19 protein-coding genes and 1 riboswitch are annotated in these 19,036 nt (G+C 41.4%); of the genes, 8 read left to right on the top strand and 11 right to left on the bottom strand.

Annotation, left to right across the window (positions count from 1 at the left end; genetic code table 11):
* Positions 1-5 precede the first annotated feature (5 nt).
* A complete protein-coding gene (locus AC1DU2_RS23585) occupies positions 6-515 on the top strand; it encodes a GNAT family N-acetyltransferase (RefSeq protein WP_477387346.1) in 510 nt (169 codons plus the stop codon).
* Here AC1DU2_RS23585 and AC1DU2_RS23580 read toward each other — a convergent pair.
* Together AC1DU2_RS23580 and AC1DU2_RS23575 are read right to left on the bottom strand one after the other, a co-directional pair.
* On the bottom strand, positions 512-1,141 hold the full coding sequence (locus AC1DU2_RS23580; RefSeq protein WP_477387344.1) for a CatA-like O-acetyltransferase: 630 nt from the start codon (positions 1,139-1,141) through the stop codon (positions 512-514). The genes AC1DU2_RS23585 and AC1DU2_RS23580 overlap by 4 nt on opposite strands.
* Positions 1,138-1,827 (bottom strand): HAD family hydrolase, encoded by a 690-nt coding sequence (locus AC1DU2_RS23575; RefSeq protein WP_477387342.1) that lies wholly within the window; start codon positions 1,825-1,827, stop codon positions 1,138-1,140. The genes AC1DU2_RS23580 and AC1DU2_RS23575 overlap by 4 nt, the downstream gene beginning before the upstream one ends.
* A gap of 498 nt (positions 1,828-2,325) precedes the next feature.
* Here AC1DU2_RS23575 and AC1DU2_RS23570 point away from each other — a divergent pair, with 498 nt between their 5' ends.
* A complete protein-coding gene (locus AC1DU2_RS23570) occupies positions 2,326-2,706 on the top strand; it encodes a DUF1493 family protein (protein WP_158643021.1) in 381 nt (126 codons plus the stop codon).
* A 141-nt stretch (positions 2,707-2,847) separates the two neighbouring features.
* Here AC1DU2_RS23570 and AC1DU2_RS23565 read toward each other — a convergent pair whose 3' ends face one another.
* The gene (locus AC1DU2_RS23565) at positions 2,848-3,069 is read right to left on the bottom strand and encodes a PspC domain-containing protein (RefSeq protein ID WP_439697915.1); all 222 of its coding nucleotides are present in this window, start codon (positions 3,067-3,069) and stop codon (positions 2,848-2,850) included.
* 1 nt (position 3,070) lies between these two features.
* Positions 3,071-4,357: a DUF2851 family protein gene (locus AC1DU2_RS23560; protein ID WP_477387340.1), complete on the bottom strand. Its 1,287-nt coding sequence runs from the start codon at positions 4,355-4,357 to the stop codon at positions 3,071-3,073.
* Positions 4,358-4,463: 106 nt separating this feature from the next.
* Here AC1DU2_RS23560 and AC1DU2_RS23555 point away from each other — a divergent pair, with 106 nt between their 5' ends.
* A complete protein-coding gene (locus AC1DU2_RS23555; protein WP_477387338.1) occupies positions 4,464-5,768 on the top strand; it encodes an MFS transporter in 1,305 nt (434 codons plus the stop codon).
* 221 nt (positions 5,769-5,989) lie between these two features.
* Here the strand turns inward: AC1DU2_RS23555 and AC1DU2_RS23550 are convergent, their stop codons facing one another.
* Positions 5,990-6,658: a basic secretory protein-like protein gene (locus AC1DU2_RS23550; protein ID WP_477387336.1), complete on the bottom strand. Its 669-nt coding sequence runs from the start codon at positions 6,656-6,658 to the stop codon at positions 5,990-5,992.
* Positions 6,659-6,779: 121 nt separating this feature from the next.
* On the opposite strand from AC1DU2_RS23550, the gene AC1DU2_RS23545 reads away from it, so the two are divergent.
* Positions 6,780-7,871, top strand: a complete 1,092-nt coding sequence (locus AC1DU2_RS23545) for a M20 family metallo-hydrolase (RefSeq protein WP_477387334.1) — start codon at positions 6,780-6,782, stop codon at positions 7,869-7,871.
* Positions 7,872-7,936: 65 nt separating this feature from the next.
* Here the strand turns inward: AC1DU2_RS23545 and AC1DU2_RS23540 are convergent, their stop codons facing one another.
* The 3 genes from AC1DU2_RS23540 to AC1DU2_RS23530 all read right to left on the bottom strand — a co-directional run bounded on the left by AC1DU2_RS23540 (position 7,937) and on the right by AC1DU2_RS23530 (position 10,490).
* Entirely contained in the window at positions 7,937-8,653 is a 717-nt protein-coding gene (locus AC1DU2_RS23540) for a ZIP family metal transporter (RefSeq protein ID WP_477387332.1), read from the bottom strand.
* Entirely contained in the window at positions 8,653-9,216 is a 564-nt protein-coding gene (locus AC1DU2_RS23535) for a phosphatase PAP2 family protein (protein WP_477387330.1), read from the bottom strand. The genes AC1DU2_RS23540 and AC1DU2_RS23535 overlap by 1 nt, the downstream gene beginning before the upstream one ends.
* Before the next feature lie 158 nt (positions 9,217-9,374).
* Positions 9,375-10,490 carry a redoxin domain-containing protein gene (locus tag AC1DU2_RS23530; RefSeq protein WP_477387328.1) on the bottom strand — a complete coding sequence of 372 codons (1,116 nt, stop codon included), beginning with the start codon at positions 10,488-10,490 and terminating at the stop codon, positions 9,375-9,377.
* 285 nt (positions 10,491-10,775) lie between these two features.
* Here AC1DU2_RS23530 and glmM point away from each other — a divergent pair, with 285 nt between their 5' ends.
* The 4 genes from glmM to AC1DU2_RS23510 all read left to right on the top strand — a co-directional run bounded on the left by glmM (position 10,776) and on the right by AC1DU2_RS23510 (position 14,667).
* Entirely contained in the window at positions 10,776-12,158 is a 1,383-nt protein-coding gene (gene glmM, locus AC1DU2_RS23525; protein ID WP_477387326.1) for a phosphoglucosamine mutase, read from the top strand.
* Between the two features lie 183 nt (positions 12,159-12,341).
* Positions 12,342-13,478, top strand: a complete 1,137-nt coding sequence (locus AC1DU2_RS23520) for a cysteine desulfurase family protein (RefSeq protein WP_477387324.1) — start codon at positions 12,342-12,344, stop codon at positions 13,476-13,478.
* Between the two features lie 275 nt (positions 13,479-13,753).
* Positions 13,754-14,152 (top strand): hypothetical protein, encoded by a 399-nt coding sequence (locus AC1DU2_RS23515; protein ID WP_477387322.1) that lies wholly within the window; start codon positions 13,754-13,756, stop codon positions 14,150-14,152.
* Positions 14,153-14,448: 296 nt separating this feature from the next.
* Complete coding sequence (locus AC1DU2_RS23510) at positions 14,449-14,667, top strand: hypothetical protein (protein WP_477387320.1); 219 nt, start codon at positions 14,449-14,451, stop codon at positions 14,665-14,667.
* A gap of 98 nt (positions 14,668-14,765) precedes the next feature.
* Here the strand turns inward: AC1DU2_RS23510 and AC1DU2_RS23505 are convergent, their stop codons facing one another.
* From AC1DU2_RS23505 to AC1DU2_RS23495, 3 genes are all read right to left on the bottom strand, one after another.
* On the bottom strand, positions 14,766-15,977 hold the full coding sequence (locus AC1DU2_RS23505; RefSeq protein WP_477387318.1) for a homoserine dehydrogenase: 1,212 nt from the start codon (positions 15,975-15,977) through the stop codon (positions 14,766-14,768).
* A complete protein-coding gene (locus AC1DU2_RS23500) occupies positions 15,977-17,032 on the bottom strand; it encodes a homoserine O-acetyltransferase family protein (protein WP_477387316.1) in 1,056 nt (351 codons plus the stop codon). Before AC1DU2_RS23500 ends, AC1DU2_RS23505 begins: the two co-directional genes overlap by 1 nt.
* An 89-nt stretch (positions 17,033-17,121) precedes the next feature.
* Complete coding sequence (locus AC1DU2_RS23495; protein ID WP_477365461.1) at positions 17,122-18,441, bottom strand: O-acetylhomoserine aminocarboxypropyltransferase/cysteine synthase family protein; 1,320 nt, start codon at positions 18,439-18,441, stop codon at positions 17,122-17,124.
* Between the two features lie 247 nt (positions 18,442-18,688).
* Positions 18,689-18,799, bottom strand: a riboswitch (SAM riboswitch).
* Positions 18,800-19,036: the final 237 nt, after the last annotated feature.

Genomic DNA, 19,036 nt, shown 5'->3' with positions numbered 1-19,036 from the left:
ATACTATGCCAATAACTAAAGCAACGCTTACCGACGTAGCCGAACTAAATGTATTGATTAACAGTGCCTATCGGGGCGAAGAATCAAAAAAAGGCTGGACTACAGAAACCGACCTGGTTGATGGTATCAGGATAGATGAGCCGATGTTAATTGATTACCTGAATAACGATGCCATCACCATTTTAAAGTATACCAACACCGCTGGTAACATCATAGGCACGGTATACCTTGAAGTTAAAGAGGATAAGTTATATCTGGGTATGTTTAGCGTATCGCCGGCGTTGCAAAACGGGGGAGTAGGCCGAGCTTTAATTGAGGAAGCCGAAGTTATTGCAAAGCAACTTAGCCTGCACACAATCAGCATGACGGTAATCCGCAGCCGTAAGGAGTTGGTTAGCTGGTATGAGCGGCGCGGGTATGTATTTACGGGCGAAATTCAACCATTTCATGATCATGGCCGTTTTGGAGCACCAAAAGAATTAATAGAACTTATTGTAATGGAAAAAACGGTTTAAACCCCGTTATTCATTAGTTGCTGAAAACTATCAATAAACCGGCCCACGTGTAGGCCATCTACCAGGGCATGGTGTACGTGTATAGATACCGGCATTGATCGTTCGCCATTCTCATGTACTGTCATTTTACCAAAAGAGATTTTGGGGCAGCTATCTTCAATACCAAACATCCGGGCATGGGATATACTGGTAAAATCAATCCACGGTAATGATGAAAAACGGATGATGTTGGTGGCCGATGAGCGTACCAGTTCATTGGATTGTTGCACCTGCTCAACCTCTTGATTGGCGGTAACTATAAATTCATCAAGTGAAGGCGCGTATGGAAACGATCCGAAGCCAAATGTGCCATTGGCTCGCCCAACGGTCGATCCTCCGTCTACCTGATCGTGGACGTACACTTCATCGCCTTCGATACGATAAGTAAATTCAGCTATTTTTTGCGAAGCAGCTAAGGCGAGGTACATGGTGTATAAAAAGAATGATACCTTCTTTTCTTTGGCAAATGCATACGCGGCTGTACAAGTCATAGTTACGGTTACGCCGTAATAAGGCTCGTCAAATTGCTTAAAGAAAAGGAAATGTTCTTTGCGTACCCAGGTATCAAGATCTAATTTTTTCCTCATCCTTGTACCGATGATAAAATATCTGTAAGCTTATCTGCCTGCATAAATTTTTCATGACTTAAACTGGTCTCCACGTGCTCATGTGCCCAGGTGGTATGGTAAGGTACATGTATAGCATATCCACCAATATTTAACACCGGCATTACATCCGATTTAAGGGAATTGCCCACCATCATAAACTCTTCAGGATTAATATCCAGGTGTTTTATAAGTTTAATATAATCATCTTCTTTTTTATCGCTCATAATCTCGATATKGTGAAAATAATGCGCCAGACCCGATTTTTTTAGTTTGCGTTCCTGGTCAAGCAGATCGCCTTTTGTGGCTACCACCAGGCGATAATCAGTTTTTAGTGTTGATAACACGTGCTCCACACCATCCAGCAGTTCAATAGGCTCATTGAGCATCTCCCGCCCATATTGTAAAATAATGTTGATGGTATCGATACCGATCTTATTGTCTGATATTTTTAAGGCGGCTTCAATCATGCTCAGGATATAGCCTTTTATGCCATAACCATAAAGGGGGAGGTTATCAACCTCTACCTTAAAAAGCTCTTTTGAGATATCATGTTCGGGCAAAAAGTCTTCCAGCAGGCTGCAAAACTTTTTCTCTGTATTCTGAAAATAAGGTTCATTAACCCAAAGGGTATCATCGGCATCAAAAGCTATAACTTTTAGGTTCATGGGATATGATAAACTAATTGCAATAATAACGATACCGCTTGAATTATTTGGCAAAATTGCATTAATGGTAGTGCAAACGCATCTAAGTTGGGTTAACATAACTTAACACATTTCAGGAAAAATATTTATAACTATTTAATAATCAGTGATTTTTAGATTTATCAAGGTTAACATTAAACTGATGTTTTGCGAAATTTAAGCGCACCTAAATTTTTGAGCCTGTTGTTGGCCAAAATAGGTACCGAACAGATTTAGATCTTTTAATAAGAAGCTGCCAATAAACGCAAAATATCGTTTTATGGTGATAAATCCCGGCTTCATGAGTTTATCCACCTTTCTGTTATTTAATTGAAGACCAGCGTTGATAAATATTTAGATACTGATGCCCTCGCGTTAAGGGCATCAGCAATATCTTTTTTAATAATATGGTAACCTTTTTTTCAGAAATAGGTCTCCATGATGCAACCTTTGTTTTTAAAACAACGTCCTATAACCAACATGATCAAAACTATTCAATTAATGGAAGAGATACTGCCCCCTTTAAAAGAATTTATTGTTGATTATTGCAGCCGCTACAAAATTCGCAGTGTAGATCCTGGCAGTCTTTGCCTTGAAACCAGCCTGGACCTCGACCTGGATATTTTCGACATTGAAATAGACCTCTTCCTGGCCGATTTTACCGATCAGTTTAAAATAGACCAATCTAAATTTACCTGGTACAAATATGGGTATCCTAAAGGATCAACCAGGGTAAGGATGATAAAAATGGTATTTGGGTATAACAGTACCTGGGTAAAACAACTGGCACACTACTGTTATAAGCCCAAGTTTAAAGTGCGTAATTTACAGGATGCTGTTATTACCGGTATGTTGGTATAGTACCTAAAACTTGCTACGTTAATTGTTTTTATGTTGAGAACAAGCTATCATCAAGCCTCGGGGAAGTAATTAGGCTGAGATTAAGATAAGATTGATAAGTCCGCTATTTTAAACAAATCCTGTAAAACCCTTAAAATCGCGTTAAAGATCAGTAGCCCTGGTGTGCGTACGCTTTACGAATTTACGGATATCGAGTACGATGCCGGCGAAGAAATAAAATATAAGTGGGAAACCTACTGCTAAAAAGGAAGAGTAAATAAAAAACAAACGGATTTTGGCTATCGAAATGTTAAATTTTTCGCCCAGGTACGTACATACACCAAAGGAGTAGCGTTCAAAAAAAGTTAATATTCTTTGTAGCATGTCAGCTGAGCTTTAATATTTTATTACCAACGCCGCATTGCAGGCATTTCTTGTAATTACAATAGTTATTTTTTAGTTCGATCAGTGCCTGCGATTCAAATGCATTAGTAATTTTCACCCCTAAGTTAACAAAATCTGCGGTAATATTGTTCTTTTCGGCCGGTAAATTTTCTAAAAGTTTTAGTGCACGGCTGATATAATATTGTTGCTGATGATGTTTGCCATAGCTAAACAAGAACAGGGCAAGGGTATTAATAAGCAATATATCAACCGAGGCCGCTCCCATAACTTTAGGCAAGGGTTTTGAAAGTACATCAAAACGGTAATGATTGTCCCAATACTCGTTTGTTTTAATAGATGCAAACAGGTTGCGTAAAGCATCGATATCCTTTATCTCCAATATCTTCGAGAACAGGTGATTGGCGCTAACAATCAAGGCTGCAAATTGGGCAAGCCTAATGGTTGGGAAATTGGGCGGCCTTAAACGCATAAATTTCCACAAATGGTTTTCTATCGGTTTTAGGCTGTATTTCTTTTGCAGGTAATCATATTCCTTTTTTAGTTTTGTCGGATATTCATCTTTCAACTCAGCATCCAGAAAACCTGCCTGCCMAAATATCAGCGCTTCAATTTGCATCGGGTTATTTTTGTTTTTGGCCAGTATAAGCTGAGGTAACGATTTTGCCAGCAGTTCAAACGGCAGGGCATTTGTTTTAAACCCAAAATTGGCGGCTAAAAATTGGTAAAACGTTTCTTCCCAATCGCCCCGGTTAATGGCAAGGGTGGCTATCACAGTCGTCGATTTTTTTTCCAGTCGTTCCACCAAAACGCGGGTAAGCCAGTTGTGCATTATTAATCCGTCAACTGTGCCGATACTCGCCTCGCATGGTATGATAGTTTGGTTGCCGAATATCATCTGGTGATAACGGCCATATAATTCGGCCGGAACCCTGTTATTTAATTGCAGGGTAGGTACTGTTCGCCCATTGCTCAGTTTTAACGGTAAATCGTTGTTGTAAACAACATGTAGGATCACATTATTATAAGCCTCATCGGTGGTATGTCCGTGCTTTTGCCAATCGGAAGCTGAAAGATGTACCTCCACATTTCCAGCCCAAAGCGTTTCTCCAATTTTAATCCGGGCATTATGAAAATCGGGGCCTGAATCGCTGTTGTGAACTCCGGTGGAGAATATCTCCAGCGTTTCGCCATCTTCCGTTCTGAGATCTGAACGTTCAAACAGGCGGAATTTCCATACGTAGTGCAAAAAGTCTTCGGTAAAAAGCATGCTTTAAATATAGCGAGTAGTTGATTTAGTTAGATTAGGCTGATTAAGTTTTTTGTACGCTAATTTGATTATGGTACATTTATGCGTTTATCTTTTTTAAGCAAATATGACTAATACATCTCACGTTACCGTTAAAACAACAGGAGGCCGTATCAAATCAATAATTGGCGGCTCTTTAGGCAATTTGGTTGAATGGTATGATTGGTATGTATATTCGGCATTTTCACTTTATTTTTCCAATTCTTTTTTTCCTGACTCCAACGAGACGGCCCAGTTGTTAAAAAGTGCAGGTGTATTTGCACTCGGCTTTTTAATGCGGCCAATAGGTGGGTGGCTAATGGGTACATATGCCGATAAACACGGTCGTAAAAAGGCGCTAACCATATCAGTGCTCCTCATGAGCCTTGGCTCATTAATTATTACTATAACACCCGGTTATAAAACTATTGGCGTTGCGGCACCGCTGCTGCTGGTATTGGCCCGGGTTATACAGGGCCTGAGCGTAGGCGGCGAATATGGCACAAGCGCGACTTATTTAAGCGAAATGGCCGGTCGCAAGCACCGGGGGTTTTATTCAAGTTTTCAATATGTAACCCTCATTATGGGGCAGTTGCTTGCCCTGGGCTTATTGGTTTTACTGCAAAGAATATTTTTAACTGAGCAGCAGTTACATGACTGGGGTTGGCGCATCGCGTTCGGCATTGGGGCTTTCCTGGCTGTGATTACGATGTACCTGCGCCGTAGTTTGCAGGAATCGGCCTCATTCTCCGTTGAAAAAAATAAAACCAGCACAACACACGGCACTATTACCGAATTGGCCAAACACCCAAGGGCTGTGCTTACAGTTATAGGCCTCACAGCCGGGGGGACATTGGCATTTTACACCTTTACAACGTATATGCAAAAGTTCCTGGTAGATACATCTGGATTTAGCAAAGCCGAAGCTACCTTAATTTCAAGCCTTACTTTGCTGGTCTTTATGCTGATACAGCCACTTTTTGGATTATTATCTGATAACATAGGGCGCAAACCATTGCTAATAGGCTTTGGCGTTTTAGGTACAATAACCACTATCCCTATACTCACATTGCTGGGAGGCACAAAAGACGGCTGGATTGCCTTCGGTCTTATTTTGGCAGCGCTTATCATCATAAGCGGGTATACTTCAATAAATGCTGTTGTAAAGGCCGAACTTTTCCCCGCAAATATACGTGCGCTTGGTGTTGGTTTCCCGTACGCCATCGCGGTATCTATATTTGGCGGCTCAGCCGAATACATTGCTTTGGGTTTTAAAACGGCGCACCACGCCCAATGGTTTTACTGGTATGTAACGGTGTGTATCGCTTTATCGCTGGTGCTTTACGTTACCATGAAGGATACCCGGAAACACTCGAAGATGGAGGAGGGTTAATTGATTTGAGAATTTGAAGATTTGAAAATTATTTGTCTGAACTCGAATTTTAACGAATTAAGGAATTTTCCAAAATTTAAAAATTCAAATAATTCCTTAATTCATTAAAATTAATTCATTAAAATTCCGGTTCAGACTAATTCTGTATATTCTAAAATTCTGGAAACGGCGGAGCCTTCTTGAACGCCTTAAAAACTAAATCATCTGTGAAAAATCCTGATTCAGACAGTTGGATTAGCTGAATAATCTTTCCACAACTYATCCAGGGTTTTACCTGTTTGTTGTTTCCATGTGTCGTCGGTAAATGTATGGTCGCGCATTTTGCTATCGAAAGTTTTCACTATTCCGGGTTTGCTTTTTTCAAGCCAGGCCAGGAAACGCGCCGTAACCCGGTAGCTGTTATCATAGTTTTGAGTGGCCTTGTAAGCCGGTAACGACCAGTTTGCTGCCGGGTTATTAACGCCAAATTTGAATCGCGCATAATCGGCAATACCTTCTGTTAGCCAGCCCGGACCGGTGCTTTGGCCATAATCCTGTACAATATGCATTACTTCGTGCGTTACCACATCGATGTCCTGGGGGCGTTGGTGCATCCAGCGCGAGCTTATGGTGACAATACCGTTTGCAGTTTCGGCAACGCCTTTGTAACTGGTATCTATAATCATGGTAACTGCCTTCAGCGTTTTTTTATTGTAAGCATTTGCCAGCTCAGGATATACTTTATAAAATGTGTTTATTAGTTTGGTTTTCAGCGCAGTATCAAGTGTATTGTCATAGTTGATAAAAGTCAACTTGTAACCGTTTTTGTTGTAGTTGCTGGTTTGCTGTGCGTAGGATGCGCCTGCCGTCAGCATTAAAAATAAGATAGATAAGATTGATGTCTTTTTCATTGTTTTGGATAAAATAGATTGAATTTCAAAACTACAATTTTAATTTAAACCCGAATATTAATACCATTCGTTTATCAGTATCGTTACATAAAAAGTTATTAATTTTGCCCGCATAACATTCATGGGGATTATCCCAATATCTATGACCGATAGCAACAATTTATACCAGTTGGCAGTTACATTACTGCAGCAACTGATATCTATACCATCATTCAGTAAAGAAGAAGATCGTACAGCCGATCTGATTAACGAGTTTTTACAACAACACGGAGTAACCACCCATCGCAAGCTTAACAACATCTGGGCCTGGAACAAGCATTTTGATCCGGCAAAGCCAACCATACTGCTCAACTCACATCACGATACAGTGAAACCGAACTCTGGTTATACGCGCGACCCATACGATGCCAAAATTGAAGACGGCAAACTATTTGGCCTTGGCAGTAACGATGCCGGCGGTTGCCTGGTATCGCTAATAGCGGTATTCCTTTATTTTCATGACAGGGAAAACCTGAAATATAATTTTTGCCTGGCTACCACCGCCGAAGAGGAAATCTCCGGCGTAAACGGACTTGAACTGATCATTCCCGACCTGGGTAAACTTGATTTCGGTATAGTAGGAGAGCCTACCCTGATGCAGCTGGCCATTGCCGAACGTGGTTTAATGGTGCTGGATTGCACTGCTCATGGCCGCGCCGGGCATGCAGCCCGCGAGGAAGGCGAAAATGCCATCTATAAAGCACTAACAGATATTGAATGGTTCCGCAGTTTTAAGTTTCCCAAAGAATCGGAAGTTTTTGGGCCCATCAAAATGTCGGTTACTATTATCAACGCAGGTTCGCAGCACAATGTGGTACCGGCAAGTTGTGTGTTTACCGTTGATGTTCGGGTTACCGATGCCTACCGCAACGAGGAGGTTCTGGAAATCATCCGGCAACATGTAGGTTGCGATGTAAAGCCAAGGTCTATCCGCCTTAAACCATCATCAATTCCCCGGGAGCATGCTATTGTACAAGCTGGAATAGCTTTAGGCCGTACAACGTATGGGTCGCCAACTACCTCAGATCAATCGCTGCTGGATATCCCATCTATCAAAGTTGGCCCCGGCGACTCTGCAAGGTCGCATACTGCTGATGAGTTTGTATATGTAGATGAGATAAGAGAAGGAATTGAGCTGTATATTAAGATGTTAGAGAGTATTAGCCTCACCTAAATCCTCTCCAAAGGAGAGGACTTTTGAATTGCAGCATTTAAAGAATTAGCACCGTCGTTCCCCCTTTAGGGGGTCAGGGGGCTCGCCGCTATTGCAATGGCTACACCCAACAAAACCGCGATCATTTTACGTAAGTTAAATTTATGATCGGCGCTTGATTCAAACAATATGGTGGTGGATATGTGCAGGAAGATACCAATTACCAAGCCCATTATCCTGTTAAAGTAATGCTGCAGGTTACCAATATTACTGGTGCTTAAGGCATTACTAAAAAAGTAGCCCGCCGGCGCCATTACGGCAAATAACAAAATGAAAAACACGGTTTTATTACGGCCTTGCTTGTTGGTGAGCAGCACAGTACCTAAAGCAAATGCTGCCGGTATATGGTGCAGTGCTATGCCATAAACCAACTGATCCTGGTTGCCTTGCGCTAATGGCATACCCTCTAAAAAGGCGTGCAGGCAAAGGCTTACCATAATACCCACCGGAAAAACCACAAGGTCGTGCTGGTGTTTGTGCATGTGGCCGTGCTCAATGCCGTCGGAAAATAGCTCTAAAACAATCTGGAAAAGAAAACCGATCAGGATAAATACCCCCACATAATTATCATTGCCGTGGTAAGCATCGGGTATTAAATGCAAAACAGTTATGCCAAACAGGTAAGCCCCGCTAAACGATAGCACAAGTTTGAGCATTTTATGATTATCGCCCCTGAATAAAAAAACAGATAAACCACCAAAAGAGGCACTTAAAAACAACAGTAAAACTTTCCAGATCTCCATTAAAAGGCAGGTTGTATTTTTTTGAAAATATAGGCAAACAGCATCCCCACAAGCGAGCCGTAAATAGCGCCGCAAATGACATCAACCGGGAAGTGTACGCCCACGTACACCTGGGCAAATGACACCAGCGCGGCCCAGAAAATTGCGGCAAACCATACCCAGCGCCACTTTTTGCCAAAAACAAGGCATAAAAATATAGCCATGGCAAAATGATCTGTCGCATGGGTTGAAGGGAAGCTGTAACCCGTTCCGCATGGAATGCGGTTAATATCGGTTAAGCCAACCACTGGATCGCGGCAGGGGCGAAGCCTTTGTACCTGGTGCTTAATGAGGGTAGCGCTTGTAAAATCGGCAAAGCCTGCTGTTGTTGCTAACAGGATGATGATAATAGCCCCCGCTTTTTTATATCGCCATAAAGAAAAAACAATAATGAAAATATATAGCGGAATCCAGAATTTAGGATTACGAAACCAGGGCATAACCAGGTCAAAGAACGGGTTGCCAAGATCGTGATTGATGAAATAAAATAAATGCCGGTCGAGTTGTAAGATGTAATCTGGCATTGATGCAATTGCGATTTTTTTGTTAGCGGGCAAAGTTATTAAATACTTTAAAACAAGTTTGTAAATAGGCGACCAATAAAATGGTGAAATGGCTTTTGTTTAACAATACCTGTTTGAAATAGCACGTAAATCACAAAGGGTTATTATTTGCCTGAAAACTATTTACCGCCAAGCAACTCATCCAGTTTAATTAGTAACGTTTTGTCTTTCAAATTTCTGGCGATGATTTTACCATCAGGGTTTATCAAAATATTTGCCGGTATGGTAGTTATGCCATACAAGGCTTTTACTTTTTTATTAGCATCCAGTAATTGTGTCCATAACGCTCCGTCGGCACTGATAGCATTGATCCAGGCCTTCTTGTCTTTTGCATCATCGAGAGAAATACCTACCACAGTAAAGTCTTTACTTTTAAATTTGTTGTAAGCAAGGACAACATTGGGCATTTCCTCGCGGCAGGGTAAACACCATGAGGCCCAAAAATCAACCAACGTGTATTTGCCCCTAAAGTTTGAAAGCCTGACGCGATTACCTTTATTATCGGTTAGCGTAAAGTTTTTTGCTGTTGATCCTATTGCTGTTTTAGATAGCGCTGCAATTATTTCTTTCAATTTTAGCCCTAAAGAAGTTGCTTTAAGCGAAGGGGATAAACTATTGAAGGCAGCGCTATTTTTAGCTAACATATCTTCGTTGTTTACAATCTCCTGTAACGTAACCAAGCTGACATATGATTGTGGATGGCTTTTAATAAATGACAATTGTACCGGGCTCATTTTTAACAATACCAACTTTAGCCTTGCCCTGATCGGGGCTATCATCTCAATATCTTTTACTTGCTGCGCTGTTAATGCGTCATAATCAGCTTCTATTTGGTTACGCTCCCGCGAATAACTTTCTAATTGATGTGTTAGCACAGATAGATCATTATTTGTGGTTGTGCCAGATAGTTCGGCGTTATACAAAGAATCATTGGTAGTGATCATTATATTGCCTGGTTCGATATAAAAATTCTTAGCATCGCGAAGTATGGAGGCAGTATCCGGATTGTCATTCCGGCATACATAACCCGAATGAATACCTGTAGTTGTACCTGCAAATTTAAATTGATGGTTGATGACACTTACAGAGTCAATGAGTGGCTTGTTATTTACTTTATAAACCAAGTATATTTTATCGCCATCATTTAAACCACCTTTACCCGTTACTGTAAAAGATGATTGCGCCTGTACAAAAACAGGTGCAATAAGAATAAAACAAAAAAGTACAATTTTCATTTTTAAAACGTTTTACCAGGTAGTAAAGCTTTTTTAATTAGTACAATCCAAACGCTTTTGTTTGCTGCGTTTTGTGATTACCGCTTAAATATACAAACATTCAATCCATCAACGTTTTGATTTTACATTTGGTTGTATGCGGGTTTAGTTAAAATCATGAGTGATAAAATGATTTTTTAGCATTTTTAGCACATCTTTTACCGGGCAAACGTTTGCAGAAAAATATAAATTGTACAAGGCTATCGGTTAAATATTTTACTTTTGTGCAACAAAAACATTACAATTTTGACACTTATAAAATCAATTTCGGGGATACGCGGCACCATTGGCGGTGCTGTTGGCGATGGTTTAACACCGCTGGATATTGTAAAATTCACTTCGGCTTATGGCTCATGGGCCGTTAAAAAATCGGGGATAAAAAAAATTGTGATAGGCCGTGATGCACGCATATCGGGCGCTATGGTAAATAACCTGGTAGTAGGTACCTTGCAAGGCCTTGGTATTGATGTAATTGACCTTGGCCTTTCAACTACGCCCACTGTTGAAGTTGCAGTTACCGGTGAGCAGGCGGCAGGCGGCATTATACTAACAGCAAGCCACAACCCTAAACAATGGAACGCGCTTAAGTTATTGAATGCCGATGGTGAATTTATAAGTGATGCTGATGGTAAAGAAGTATTGGAAATTGCCGAAAACAGCGATTTTAAATATGCCGATGTAAACGACCTTGGTAAGGTTACCCTTGACGATAGCTGGTTGCAAAAACATATCGACCTTGTACTGGCATTGCCACTGGTTGATGTGGAAGCTATAAGGAAAGCCGATTTTAATATTGTAATTGATTGTGTGAATTCTACCGGTGGTATTTTTGTACCAGCCTTGCTAAAGGCACTGGGTGTAAAAACCGTTCACGAATTATATTGTGAGCCCGATGGGAATTTTCCGCACAATCCCGAACCTTTGCCCGAGAACCTTACAGCTTTGTCAAAAGAAGTTTTGAGTAAGCGTGCCCATTTAGGTATAGCCGTTGACCCGGATGTTGATCGCCTTTGCTTTGTTTGCGAGGACGGCAATATGTTTGGTGAGGAGTATACGCTGGTTGCTGTGGCCGATTACGTGTTGCAGAATAATTTGGGTAATACGGTATCAAACCTGTCGTCAACCCGTGCGTTGCGCGATGTTACCGAAAAGGCCGGGGGCGAATATCACGCGTCGGCAGTAGGCGAGGTGAACGTGGTTAACAAAATGAAAGCGGTTAACGCCGTTATTGGCGGCGAAGGTAATGGCGGTATTATTTACCCCGAAATACACTACGGCCGCGATGCTTTAGTTGGTATAGCCTTGTTTTTAACCCACCTGGCTAAATATGGCAAGTCGGTTTCAAACCTGCGTCGGTCATATCCCGGTTATTTTATTTCTAAAAATAAAATCACTTTGACCCCCGAAATGGACATTGATGCCCTTTTGATCAAGGTTGAAGAAAAATATATGAAACAACCGCACTCAACAATTGACGGTTTGAAAATAGAATTTGATAAAGAATGGGTACATTTGCGTCGTTCAAATACTGAACCGATTATCCGTATTTACTCCGAGGGCAATTCAGAAACGGTTGCAAACGGACTGGCAAATAAGATAATCACAGATATTAAAGAAATTTTGAATTAATTATTGAATTATCGATTTAGTGAATTATTGAGTTAGACATAACCAAATCATTAAGTTGTAATTTAATAAAGAGTTTTTATAAGTTAACTGACCCATTTGTTGAAGGATTGAATTGATGAATTGTTGAGTTTGCTCTTCAAATCACTAATTAAGTAATTCAATAAATCAATAATTACTATAACGATGCGTGTTTATTTTGACAATGCTGCTACTACGCCGCTTGACCCTGAAGTTTTAAAAGAAATGTATAAAGTGATGGAAAACCATTATGGTAATCCGTCGTCAATTCATTCACATGGGAGGGAGGCACGCACGCTTATCGAAAGATCGCGCAAAACCATAGCCGGGCTGCTGCATACTTCGCCTGCCGAGATATTTTTTACCTCGAGCGGCACCGAAGCCGATAATACAGCTATCCGTTGCGGCATTATTGATCATAACATTACCCATGCTATCACCAGCCATATTGAGCATCATGCCGTATTGCATACACTGGAGGCTATGGAAAAATCGGGTATCATCAAACTAAGCTTTGTTAATATTGATAGCAAAGGTAATGTAGATTACGATCACCTGGAAACTTTATTGAAGGATAATACCAGGAGTTTTGTATCTATCATGCACGCCAATAACGAGATTGGCACCCTATCGGATATGAACCGCATTGGCGACCTTTGCGAGGCCTATAGCGCCATTTATCATTGCGATACGGTACAAACAATGGGGCACTATCAGCATGACCTGAGCAAGCTTAAAACTCATTTTTTGGTTTGTGCCGGTCATAAACTGCATGGGCCTAAAGGCGTTGGTTTTTTACACATCAACCACCGCATTAAAATAAAGCCTTTAATATATGGCGGCTCGCAGGAGCGCAACATGCGTGGCGGTACCGAAAATATTTACGGCATTATTGGCCTGGCCAAAGCTTTGGAACTGGCTTATGCCGAAATGGAGCAACACCAGGCACATATTCAGGGCTTGAAATCATACATGCTGGGTAGATTAACCAGCGAAATTCCCGGCGTAAACTTTAACGGAGAAACCGATCCTGAAAAGAGTTTATACACGGTGCTTAACGTAGCTTTCCCCGAAATGGAAATGGCCGATATGCTGTTATTTAATTTAGATATCAGCGGCATATCAGCATCAGGCGGCAGCGCCTGCAGCTCGGGTACCGATATTGGCTCGCACGTGCTTACTTCGATAGGTGCAAGCTCATCAAGGCCATCGGTAAGGTTCTCCTTTTCCAAATACAATACCAAAGACGAAGTTGATTTCACCGTAGCCAAGGTAAAAGAGCTTTGTTTGGTAAGCGCGTAAAATATTGATTAATATACTATTACGATATATCCGCTTTTCACAGTCCGCGATTGCCGCAACACGCTCATAATGGAGTGTTTGTAAGTTACTGACTGTCAATATCAAACCACCGTCATTGCTTCGTGCCTCGCAATGACGGTGGTTTAGTACATTCGTTTAACTATATCCGTTCTGCACATCTAAAATCTGCATATACTACCGAAAGTTATTTTCTTAATTAGAAAACAATATGCTATTTCAATGGGTTTATTAATTAACAACTAAAATTAAAACCTATGAATATGCATAATGAAACCTGGGAAAACCAGGATAGTGATTACCAAAATACCGGGTCAGCTTCTGTAAACAATGCCAATGCCTATAACGCTAACCGCGACTTAGAAGACGATGGCAATGATTTGGACGAAGAGTTTGATGTAACCGACGAGTATCCAAACGAAACTCCCGAAGAACGTAAAACCAGGACAGAAGGTGTAGGTAGCCATAGCCAGGTAGAAGTTGATCAGCCTACCAGAAGCGCCGATACATCTTACAGCGAACAAACTGATGTAACCCCACCAAATAAGAAAGAGTTTCCATCAGTTGGGCCAGCTAAAACCGATTTTGCCAGCCGCCCGCAGGGCCGTACAACAGGGCGCATGGTAGGACATGAGCCGGGTACCGAAGGTATATAGGTTTACGAGCTTGAAATTATTATTGGCGATGATTGTAAAATCGTGCCGGCGACCAGTCGGCTTTACTAACCAAACAGAACTCGCTGCTTGAAAATAAGGAGGGGCTATCCGTACCGGCCGGCCTCTTCTTTATCGCTCTTTCGGGATAATATATAGAACAATAATGAGTTTATATTTTATATAACGAGGATAAAATCCCAGCTACAAAAGAGGGTGCCCAGACTTATCACCAACTGAATTCATAGCTATGAATAGTTTTAGAATTAATAACCTAAAATATAAAGGAGGATAAGATCATGAGAAAGTATGGAGAACTAGACCAAAACCAGGCTAACAACACGTGGATGAGGGGCGATGGCACTAATGTGGATATGACTGCGGGTAATCATACGCTTGAAAGGAATGGCCCCAACAGAAAAAACCTAAAAGTTTTGCATGAGGATGGCAGCTTTGCCGATCTGCCTGATAATGATATACCAGGAGCCGGTGCACTATCGGGCTGTATAACAAAATAAATTTTTATAACACAAAGAAAGGGTACCCAAAACGGATACCCTTTCTTTTGTTATAAGCTAACAAAGCAAAATTTGCTTTAAATTATTCAGGCTTTCACTTATATCGATGCCAGGCTAACGCCGGTAAGCTGGCCGGCAAAGGCAACAAACGCCTTTCCTTCGGTTATTTGCAATTGGTTATCAATGAGGCTTTGTAAATTAACTTTTCCGATAACAAATTTATAATCGCCAGAATAATAGCGTTCTTTTATCGAAATAAATTTCAAATCTTCTACCAATCGCTCGTCATCATACCTTAAATAGATATCAAACTCCACATCGTTGGTAAATTGAAGTCCTGTTTTTTCTTTGGCTTTTTTGTACTCGTATTGGTAGCTATAGCGCAACGCGGCTATATCTGATAGCACGGCCGAACCGGTAGGGTGGCCACCGGCGCCTTTTCCGAAAAAGAATTGCTGATCGGCAAAGGCGGCTTGTACCGTTACCCCATTGTACTCGTACTCCACGTTATATAAAAACTCGGTACTGTTAACAAATTTAGGCAATACAAACATGGCCACGTTGCTATCGTCCAATTCTTTAGCTACCGGAACCAGTTTAATTTTCAGGTTCTTTTCGCGGGCGTATTGTAAATCCTGGGCAGCAAGGTTCTGAATGCCCAAATTGAAAACTTCATCTGGCTGTACTATTACGCCATAGGCATGTGCCGCAGCAATAACCAACTTGTATTTGGCATCGTAACCACCTACGTCGCTGGTAGGGTCGGTTTCGGCAAAACCAAGGTCTTGCGCCTGTTTAAGGGCACTATCATAATCCAGGCCTTCAATAAAGCCTTTAGATAAGATATAATTTGATGATCCGTTAAAAATTCCGCTTATGGAGTGTAGCAGTTCATTATCATAATACTCTTCCAGGTTACGGATAATAGGGATACTACCGCAAACCGCGCCTTCGTATAATAATGAAGTGCCATGTTTGTGCTGTAGCTCAATCAGCTCTTCTAAATGAAGCGCTATCATTTTTTTACTGGCCGATACCACGTTTTTCCCGCTGCTTAATGCCCTTGATACAATTTCAAAAGCAGCCTCGGTATCGTTAATCAATTCTACAATGGTATTAATCTCCGGGTTGTTTAGCAACTCGTCTTTATCTGTTGTAAATAAATGTGCCGGCAGGGAGCGCTCTTTGTGCGGATCCTTAATAGCAAATTTTACAATTTCGATGTTTAAATTTTTTGTCTTGATGATATCATATAATCCCTGTCCAACTACGCCAAATCCAAATAATCCTATACTTAACTTTTTACTCATTACGCTGTACGTTGCAATTCTATAATTTTTCCTTTTACATCAGTTTTAAAAAACGATGTGATAATATTTGTTAATGCTTCTGTTTCAATTAAAAAACCATCGTGGCCATAAAACGAATCCAATTCGGCAAAGGCCGATTTAGGAATATGCCTGAACAGGTATTCCTGCTCTTCGATGGGGAATAACACATCTGACTTGATACCGATAACCAGCGTACGGGCTTTTATAAGGCTTAATGCTTTCTCAACACCGTTACGGCCGCGGCCTACGTTGTGCGAGTCCATCACCTTGGTTAAATACCAGTAGCTGTAGGCATTAAACCGGTTCACCAGTTTTTGGCCCTGGTATTCCTGGTAGGTTGATGCCTTAAAATTATCGGTTTTGCTATCAATCTCCTCCTGCTGTGTAATACCGTAAGTTTTATAGGTACGGTAGGAGAGCAGCGCTATACTCCTGGCGGCCTTTAAGCCGTTTTGGCCGCCTTCAATAGTGTTATTGTTAAAAGTGGCGTCGGCACTTAAAGCCAAACGCTGCGACTCATTAAACGCGATACCCCATGGCGAATGCCGTGCGTTGGTGGCTATCAAAATAAGATTTTTGATACGGTTTGGTTGGATGATACCCCATTCAATAGCCTGCTGGCCGCCCAATGAGCCACCAATAAGGATATGAATATTGCCCACGCCCAAATGGTCGGCTAATAACTGGTGGCCCTTAACGATATCCCTGATAGTAAACTGGGGGAATGTTAAAAAATATGGCAAACCAGTTTCCGGATTTGTGCTTACCGGATTAGTTGTACCATATGGCGAACCCAAAATATTGGCACAAACTATAAAATGTTCTTCGGGGTTAAATTTATTTGCAGTGCCCACAAAACCTTTCCACCAATCAAAAACATCGGCATTGGCTGTCAGGGCGTGGCATACCCACACCACGTTGTCCCGCTCTTGGTTTAAGCGGCCATAAGTATGAAAGCCTATCTCCAGTTGCTGTAGTTGTTCGCCAGATTCCAGCTCAAAAGTTTGTGTGTACTTAAATATTTCTGTGTTCATTCTATCTTACTTTCAGTCGAAAGTCTTGAGTCTTAAGTTCTAAGTCGTTATTTTTTTAACTCAGAACTTAAGACTTTCGACTTAAGACTTTAAACCAATTCGGCCTGCGCCTCTTTTATTTTGGCAAATGCCTGTTCAAAATCTGCTTTTATATCGTCAATATGCTCAATACCAACCGCTACCCTTAACGATGTTGGGGTAACGCCTGCCGATAGCTGTTCTTCATCAGATAGCTGCTGATGTGTTGTGGCCGATGGCTGTATGATGAGCGTTTTAGCATCGCCCACATTGGCTAAATGACTCACCAGTTTCAGGCTATCTATTAATTTACCCGCTGCTTCTTTATCGCCATCAATCTCGAAAGATAACACAGCTCCGAAACCATTTTTCAGGTATTTTTTTGCTAATTCGTGGTATGGCGATGATGCTAATCCCGGATAGTTTACTGATGCTACCTGCGGATGCTGGTCAAGCCATTTAGCCAGTTCCAGTGTATTATCTACATGGCGTTGCACCCGTAATGATAGTGTTTCCAGTCCCTGTATATTCAGCCATGAATTAAATGGCGATTGCGAAGGGCCAAAATCGCGCAAGCCTTCTACACGGGCACGAATAATAAACTGAATGTTGCCAAACGGACCGCCAATGCCAAATACATCGGCAAAAACCAACCCGTGGTAACCTTCAGAAGGCTCGGTGAACTGCGGAAACTTGCCGTTGCCCCAGTTGTAGTTGCCGCCATCAACAATAACGCCACCAATGCTGGTACCATGACCGCCAATCCATTTGGTGGTTGATTGTACCACCACGCTTGCGCCATGCTCCAACGGACGGAACAAATAGCCGCCTGCTCCAAAAGTATTATCAACAATCAGCGGCAGATCGTGCTTTTTGGCCAATGCGCCAACTTTATCAAAATCGGCAATTGTAAAGCCAGGGTTACCTATAGTTTCCAGGTAAATGGCCTTGGTTTTATCATCTATTAAAGCTTCAAGGCTTTCGGCGGTGTCGTCTTTGGCAAAACGAACATCAATGCCTAAGCGTTTAAACGCAACTTTAAACTGATTATAAGTGCCGCCATATAAAAATGGTGAGGTCACAAAATTATCGCCGACTTGTAAGATGTTATTTAACGCTATAAACTGGGCGGCCTGACCCGATGCGGTGGCTAAAGCCGCAACGCCACCTTCTAAAGCGGCAATGCGTTTTTCAAACACATCGGTAGTGGGGTTCATCAAACGGGTATAAATATTGCCAAACTCTTTAAGGGCAAACAGGTTGGCGCCATGCTCGGCGTTTTTAAATACGTACGATGTAGTTTGATAAAGTGGTACCGCGCGTGAACCTGTAGTAGGGTCAACTTCCTGGCCGGCGTGTAATTGTAAGGTTTCGAATTTTAAGGCTGACATAGTTGTAGATTTTTAAAAGGTTATAATTAAATTTTGTTGTTTAGATGGATTTTTGACAAGCTGATAAAATGTTTACCAGTTTTACAACACGTATGTTTTCAGGGATTGAAAAATGAACGTATTAAAGCATCAACAGCAGCAACACATACAAATGCAGCCGATAATTGGGCTAATGCGTTGTATGTTAATGTTTTGGGTATTAAAAATGTTGCTTGTAGTAATTGTAATTAAACTTTTCATGGCTATAAATTTATATCCCCCGGTGTTATTTGCCGGGACAGGAATTGGCACCTTCTTCAAAACTGAAGGGTTGCCAGCGGGTCATTGAGCCTGATCTCTCGCCGCTTCTTTATAAATCAATACCCGAACTATGCGGAGAATTGATTGACTATGGTATCGCTACCAAATAATGTCCCAAAGATAAGCGGATATTTATTTAAATACCAAATTTTATTTTTATTAAGAGGCGAAGAGTAAAGGTAAAAGGCGAAAGGTAAAAGGTTTTTGTGTCAAAATCTTTGTTGTTGCTCCGATGCCTGTATCCTCACAGGCATCTTTCCGATTAGTAGTCGAATTATCTAATCCAAGCGACAAC

The sequence above is a fragment of the Mucilaginibacter sp. P4_C11 genome, assembly GCF_056402115.1.
Note: the sequence above shows the minus strand (reverse complement) of the source record. Positions and strands in the feature narration are given on the sequence as shown.